This window comes from Paramuribaculum intestinale (assembly GCF_003024925.1).
GTDB lineage: Bacteria > Bacteroidota > Bacteroidia > Bacteroidales > Muribaculaceae > Paramuribaculum > Paramuribaculum intestinale.
On sequence record NZ_PUED01000131.1, the window covers coordinates 1 to 7,038 of the forward strand.

The 7,038-nt window shown below is 52.6% G+C and carries 5 protein-coding genes; 4 read left to right on the top strand and 1 reads right to left on the bottom strand.

Annotation, left to right across the window (positions count from 1 at the left end; genetic code table 11):
- Positions 1–112 precede the first annotated feature (112 nt).
- Positions 113–2,929: a bifunctional fucokinase/fucose-1-phosphate guanylyltransferase gene (locus C5O24_RS09525; RefSeq protein WP_107034833.1), complete on the bottom strand. Its 2,817-nt coding sequence runs from the start codon at positions 2,927–2,929 to the stop codon at positions 113–115.
- Between the two features lie 89 nt (positions 2,930–3,018).
- Between C5O24_RS09525 and C5O24_RS09530 the strand changes: the two genes are divergently transcribed.
- From C5O24_RS09530 to C5O24_RS09545, 4 genes are all read left to right on the top strand, one after another.
- Positions 3,019–3,582 carry an RNA polymerase sigma factor gene (locus tag C5O24_RS09530; protein ID WP_107034834.1) on the top strand — a complete coding sequence of 188 codons (564 nt, stop codon included), beginning with the start codon at positions 3,019–3,021 and terminating at the stop codon, positions 3,580–3,582.
- Between the two features lie 34 nt (positions 3,583–3,616).
- On the top strand, positions 3,617–4,039 hold the full coding sequence (locus tag C5O24_RS09535; RefSeq protein ID WP_107034835.1) for a hypothetical protein: 423 nt from the start codon (positions 3,617–3,619) through the stop codon (positions 4,037–4,039).
- Between the two features lie 17 nt (positions 4,040–4,056).
- Positions 4,057–4,515 carry a Spy/CpxP family protein refolding chaperone gene (locus C5O24_RS09540; protein ID WP_107681759.1) on the top strand — a complete coding sequence of 153 codons (459 nt, stop codon included), beginning with the start codon at positions 4,057–4,059 and terminating at the stop codon, positions 4,513–4,515.
- A gap of 159 nt (positions 4,516–4,674) precedes the next feature.
- Positions 4,675–7,038, top strand: a 2,364-nt coding sequence (locus C5O24_RS09545; protein WP_161553870.1) for an MG2 domain-containing protein, incomplete at its 3' end; no start/stop codon positions are given.

Sequence of the window (7,038 nt, forward strand, 5' to 3'; positions counted from 1 at the left end):
CTCACAAGGGCCACTGGAATATCTGTGGAAACGCGCCACATGGATCCGTGCCGACCGTAATGGCGCCGGACGGAGCACAGCGGCAGCATGACGTACACCGCCAGGTGTCGCGTCAAGAACGCGACACCTGGAAACCGGTATCCGAAAGAGTCATCTCGACAAAGCGTGCACGCGAGTTGGGCGGGCATTCAGTAAGAATGCTCCTTATCCGTGCGGCAGCCTGAGGCTCTTTCGCCACCATGTAGAGATATCCTCCCCCGCCGGCTCCCGGAAGTTTATAGCCCAAAGTAAGATCCGACACGCGGCTGACAATATCGGCCACGGCAGGCGGTTCGGTGCCTGAATCAAGGCGTTTGTTCTGACTCCATGTCTTGGCTATCATACGGCCATAGAGGTGGAAGTCATTGCGCTGTATGGCTTCGGCAGTAGCCAGCGAGTGAGCCCGCATCTCCGACAATATCGACAGATGGCTGTTGGAGTTAAGAAACATACCGCGCACTATCTCCGCAAGGATTCCCTTGGCGGTACGTGTCAGTCCGGTGTAATACAGCAGATGACAGGGTTTGAACTCAGTAGAGGTAAATATGCGCGAAGGCAGCCAGCTGACCGACGGACGCTGCGTGATGCCCTCTTCGGTGCGCAACAGTTTCACTCCTCCCAGCACTCCGCCATATTGATCCTGCCAGCCGCCACCCGTGGTGAGCAGCTGCTCGAGAGCGAGAGTGCGGTGAGAGATCTCACCTTCATCCCAGCCGATGCCGCAGAATTCCGAAAGAGCGCCGAGCACTGTTGCCGCCAATATGGAACTTGTACCGAGTCCGGATCCTGCCGGAATTGCTGACAGAAGTGTGATTTCAATACCTGATCCGAAATCGTGCAGAAACTCTGTGAGAGTATCGGACGACGTGCGTGGAGCGAAACCTGCCAGAGTAAGTGCGGCCTTAGGTATAGAGAACGGCGAACCGACTGTATGATAACATGACAGACTTTCGAAATCCTCCACTATCTCAGATGCACCGAGATCAATCGACCGCAACACTATGCGATAGTCCGACGAAGGTTTCACATAGACCTGCAATGGTTGCTGTCCGTTCAGTTCGATAGCCATGTTTACCACTGATCCACCGGTGTAAAGCGAATATGGCGGTGTGTCGGTCCAGCCGCCGGCGAGGTCAATTCTCACCGGGCTACGACCCCACACTATCTGGTCGGAGTAGACATTGAGCCTTGGATGTGGCCGACGCCCTTTCAGCTCCGACAATATCTCGTCACGGAGCAGTTCGAAGGCGGCCATCTCCTCACGCGACCCGTCGCGTCCCGACATGGAATCGATCCGCGACCTCACCATATAATTGCGTATCCTGGTCATGGAGCCCGATTGCTGAGGCAATAATTCAGGCTTCTTTATACCCATCGTGACAAAGCGGGAGGCCACATCGTTGAGATCAAGCTGATAGAACACACTTTTTTCGTAATTCCATGCCAGAAACTCAAGATTGGCTTTCAGAAAATCGTTGCGTTGCCTGAAAAGCCGCGTCAGATTGGCATGCGCCGATATCTGATCGGCCGACAGTTTTCGGGCACTCAACCATATTTCCTTACCCTTGCCATCGGCTCCGCCGGTGATCATCCACTGAAGCACCTCATACATGTCGTCGACACTGTCGACAACCGGAAATATAGGTGATGCCTGAATATCCGCGCCGACGACATCAACGCCGCGGCTGCTGCGCCACTGTACGAACGGAGCACCCATCCAAACCGTGTCGGGCGAATCGAGATCGCCACGCATCGGATCGTCCAGTCCGTATGGACGCACAGCCCACGAAGCATCGCCGACCGGCACAATGTCGACACAAACGCCTGAAGGAACATCAAGAGACCATGCATTCTCCGGCACACCGGTGATGATATGATCAGACCGCAATGTCCACGAAGCCGGGACAGATGAATTCTCCACCCATACGTTGTCATTGTCAGACGACAGGCGATAGCCCATCAGGGCATTCTGTACAAACAGCGATGGGTTGGCTTTGACCTTGCGCTGTAGGATCTTGCGCTGATCCACGACCTTGTTCTGCAACGCGAGCGTAGATGACAAAAGCTCACGCGACGTACCGAAATGGTAGAATTCTCCGCCGGGAAGAGGCAGAATAGCGACTGTCAGACGGTTGACTTCATCATCCTCGACGGTAGGATTGCTGCCGAGAGCCCGTCCGAAATCAGAGTAAAGATCGTAAAATCCTATATTGCCGTCAGCATCGACGGAGCGCTTGCGTAGCAGTTTCATAGCCCGATCCGACAACAGCCAGATACCTATATCCATCAGGAACATGTGGGAACGCGACAGCTCCTCAAGCCGGTCGAGCGACGGCTTCTGCAGCATGAAGTCAAGCTCTGTCGGAGTAGAACGCGACGAAACGAACACCCCATGATGGGTGGCAAGCGAAGCATCTACCCAGAGTCCGTAACATACCACATCGGCTTCAGGTATCTCCGTAAGCGGTTTCTCAGCTCTGATATATACGTCGCCACTGGCTATGAGTGTAGGGAGCGTAGGAGGCGCGGCTGCCAGTATTCGCTCGTATAGCGGAAGCTGCAGCGACAGCAGCGACTGGTCGATAAGCTGCCCGCGCTCCCATCTGAACACCGGCACCGGCGTCAATATCTTACCCACCGGAGCATAGGCCGGCAGACGCCGGCTCTGTCCGCCGGCATGAATGATGATCTTCGGATCAGACATGTCGACCCCTCTTGTGTCTTTAAGCCAGCTGTCGACAAGCCACGCGGTGCCACCGCCCGATCCGATCTTAACACCTGCCGGATCAGACGTGCAATACCATTCGGGAGCGTTTAGATCAGTTATGGAGTGGAAACTGCCCACAAGATCAGGAGGCAGCGAAAGAAGCCTATAGGGTGTGCCGGTCATGATTTTTCAGCTATTAGGATTTATTAATAGTGCAAAGTTAAAAAAGATTGGCTAATTTTACGCCGTTTAATTGAATAATCGACAAAAAAATGACCGACAGATCCTCCGCCATAAATGACAGCGATCTCACGGCTCGCCTGCAGAATCCCGAGGAGTGCCGTGCCGCTTTCGGCGAAGTGATACGCCGCTATTCGGAACCGCTCTACCGGCAGATACGACGCATGGTGGAGAATCATGATGACGCCAATGATCTGCTTCAGAACACATTCCTGAAAGCATGGTCATCGATCGACGCCTTCAGAGGACAGGCTAAATTATCGACATGGCTTTATAAGATAGCCATCAACGAGAGCCTTACTTTTCTTGAAAAAGAGCGAAAACGCCTTAACATATCGATCGACGATGAATCGTCGATGCTGATCAACGCCATAGAGGCCGACACTCATACCGACGGCGACGAAACCCTGAAGAAATTACGTCAGGCCATAGCCACTCTGCCTGAAAAACAGCGAATTGTGTTCAACATGCGCTATTACGACGAGATTCCTTATGAACAGATGTCGGAGATACTCGGCACCTCTGCCGGAGCTCTTAAGGCATCGTATCACCACGCTGTAAAAAAAATAGAGCGTTTTTTTAACGATAATGATTAAACTCCCGACAGACTCAGACGTCTAAATATTAACTATGAAAGAGAATATAGACGACATACTCGAAAAGGCAGCACGACGCGACGGAATGCTGACGCCCGAAGGTTACTTCGACGACTTCGCACGCCGCATGGAGGCTTCACTGCCGGTGCAGCCATGGGAAACCGAAATGCGCGACACCCGCGAAGGACGCGTCATGCCCGCCGGATTCTGGCAGAAAGTGCGGCCATACGTATATCTGGCGGCAATGTTCGCGGGAGTATGGTGCATGATGAATATGTTTGACATGATCAGATCGTCGGGCGACGTGACCATTCCCGGCAACAACGCCATACTGGCCGAAGCCATAGCCGACGACTCATTCATCAGCGACTACTGCATGGACGGCATGGAACCCGACGACCTCTACAACGACCTGTATGAAGAGGGCTTTCAGCCTGCATCACTCAAAAATTTCTGAACAAAACACGGACAATCATGAAGAGCATACTTTTTATCCTCATGCTGGCCATCACAGCTACCTCGATAGCCGGCGCCACCGACAAAGGGCAGCGCGCAAAATGGTTTGAAGAAATGAGACGCTATAAATCGGAGTATATCGCCGAACGCCTCAAACTCGATGACAAGCAGAAAGCAGAGTTCACACCCGTCTACGAACAGATGGATATAGAGATCGGACGGCTCAACCACGAGATGCGGCAGCTGGAAAGAAACATCAGAAAAAATGGTGAATCCGTGACCGAGACTGAATATGAGAAGGCTGCCGAAGCGCAGTTTGAAATGCGCGCCAAGGAAGCTTCCATCGAGCGCACATATTTCCCGAAATTCAAAAAGATACTCACTCCACAGCAACTATATGAACTGAAAAATGCCGAACGCGACTTCAACCGCAACCTTATGGACAAGCACCGTCGCATACGCGGCAACAAGCACTGACCGGCATTTCATGGCCGGATTGCCACCGGCTGCATATCATAATCCCAGTCAACAAACCGATTTAATGGGGAAACCATAAACCTACACGCTTCTATGATAAATATCCGACACATTATAACGGCTGCAGTTGCGATGCTCTGCAGCCTTCAACTTTTAGCTATGAACGACAACCGACAGCCCGACTTCGCATTCCCGGCCCAGGTGGCGAAAAATGCCGGCATCAAGCTCGACAAAGCACTACGCAGCTCGGATTTCAAAGAGGTCATACATCAGTATATCAACCTTCAGCTCGCGCGCACATCCATTGATCCCGACAGTATCCAAGAGGCTATCATCATGGCCGACAGCCTGACGCCACGCATCACCGACCGCTTCTGCCGCTCTATCATGCTCATGCTCACCGCACGCGTCTACACCGACTTTTTCACGGCCAACAGATGGAAATACGATGCCCGGGATCTGCCGCTGAATCCATTGCCGGAAAATATATCGTCATGGAGCGGCCGCCAGTTCAGATACGAGATCGACCGGCTAATCAATGAAGCCATGGCCGATCCGAAGAGCCTTTCAAAGGAACCGGCAGGAGCATATTCCGGTATAATCAAGTCAGACAGCAAACAGAAACTCTACTACCCCACCCTGCTCGACTTCATGTCTTGGCAGGCCGCAGACATATACAATCGGATCGGCAGCCGCGACAAAGCCCACGATATGCTCGGATACATCACCCGATGGTCAGCACCGGGCTCAGCCCCGTATGTCATGGCCATGACACGCATGATCGAGTCGGAACGACAAAACGATACATCATACGATGAGTGGCAGACCGAAGTCTACCGACGGCTTCGCGAACTCTATGATCACACTGACGGCCAACAGCGATGCATACCGCTCGAGGCCATAGCCAAAGGCGGCAACAATAGCACTGACCGTCAATGGATTTACGGTCAGCTAAAAAAGGTCATAGCCGAATATCCTGCATTTTATAACATCAACAGTCTGAAAAACTCGCTGCATCTTATAGAAACCAAAAGTGTAGCAATCACCACACGGGAAGTGTGCGCTCCAGGCGAAGATCTCACGATAAAGGTGCAGTCGTCCAATGCATCCGTGGCAAGAATATTGCTCTATCGGCTGCCGGACATGCTTGTTTTCGACAGGTATTTCCGGTTGAAGCCCGACAGCAAGGTCAACCGCATCGATTCCAGGACGGTAAAATTCGACGGTACGGTGCCATTCAGCAGCGACACCACAGTCACCTTCCAAATCAACAGTCCGGGATATTATATCGTCGTACCTGAAATCAATGGCGTTAGCCCCTACAAACAGAGCTATGAAATAATCCATTGCACAAGTATGGCTACAGGTCTATTATCGTTTGACCGACAGACTGCCATAGTTGTGAATCCTGTGAACGGACAACCGACCGAAAATGCAACCGTAGCAGTCTACCGACACCGCTACAACGAGCGGCCATCGGCTCCGTTGCTAACAGCTGCGACGGGATCCGACGGAATGGCTACGATCGACGCATTGTCACACGACGGAAGCTATCGGATCGTGACAAAAAAGGGCAATGACGCATATACAATACCATTGAACCTATATATTCCGCAGCACCGTACAGCGGACGAGAGGATCTTCGTTCAGGGGTTTACAGATCTCGCCTTATACCGTCCAGGCGACAAGATAAACTGGATGGGTGTCGTATATAAGACCACACCGGGAAGAAAACAGACTATAGCCGACCGTGAGATCAGTGTCCGTATGATCAACGCCAGCGGACAGCCAGTCGACACGCTGACCTCGACTACCGACCGATTCGGACGCGTAAGCGGAGATTTCACCATCCCGAAAGGGGAACTGACCGGATACTACCGGCTACTATTCGAAACCGCTGAAAAACAAACAATCGGCAACGTCGGTTTTGAGGTTTCGGACTACAAGCTCCCGACTTTCAAAATCGAAATCACTGCTATCGTTAAAGACTCTCCTGTAAAAGGAGCGGTCACTGTAAACGGCACCGCTTCCACCTATTCGGGCATGCCACTGGCCGGGGCCGCTGTCAAAACCTCGGTGAGCAAGATCGGATGGGCATGGTGGCGACGTGCCAACGGCAACAGTTTCTATACATCTCCCGACACCCTGACCGACGGCGTCGGATCGTTTTCGGTAGTAATACCTGCCGAAGTCCTGTCGCCGGCCGAACTGAGTCATGAGCTGCTTTCGGCCACAGTGACAGTCACATCGTCCACTTCCGAATCACAGACTGCATCGCGTATGTTCACGCTCGGCATGCCATATCACATATCGGCGACTGTGCCATCGGATATCAACATCGACCGCCCGGCAAATCTGAACATACGCATCACCGGACCTGACGGCAAGGAGATTACCGATACTCTGCAATGGGAAATCATGCGTGATTCAGCCGTTGTGGCCTCAGGACAGTCGGCAAGCGACCGGCCTTTGGATCTCGACGGCCTGGGCCTGACATCGGGCATCTACCAGAACCATAAACAA

Coding starts and splice junctions, on each gene's coding strand:
- C5O24_RS09525 (WP_107034833.1), bottom strand. CDS start 2,929: ATGACCGGCACACCCTATAGGCTTCTTTCGCTGCCTCCTGATCTTGTG.
- C5O24_RS09530 (WP_107034834.1), top strand. CDS start 3,019: ATGACCGACAGATCCTCCGCCATAAATGACAGCGATCTCACGGCTCGC.
- C5O24_RS09535 (WP_107034835.1), top strand. CDS start 3,617: ATGAAAGAGAATATAGACGACATACTCGAAAAGGCAGCACGACGCGAC.
- C5O24_RS09540 (WP_107681759.1), top strand. CDS start 4,057: ATGAAGAGCATACTTTTTATCCTCATGCTGGCCATCACAGCTACCTCG.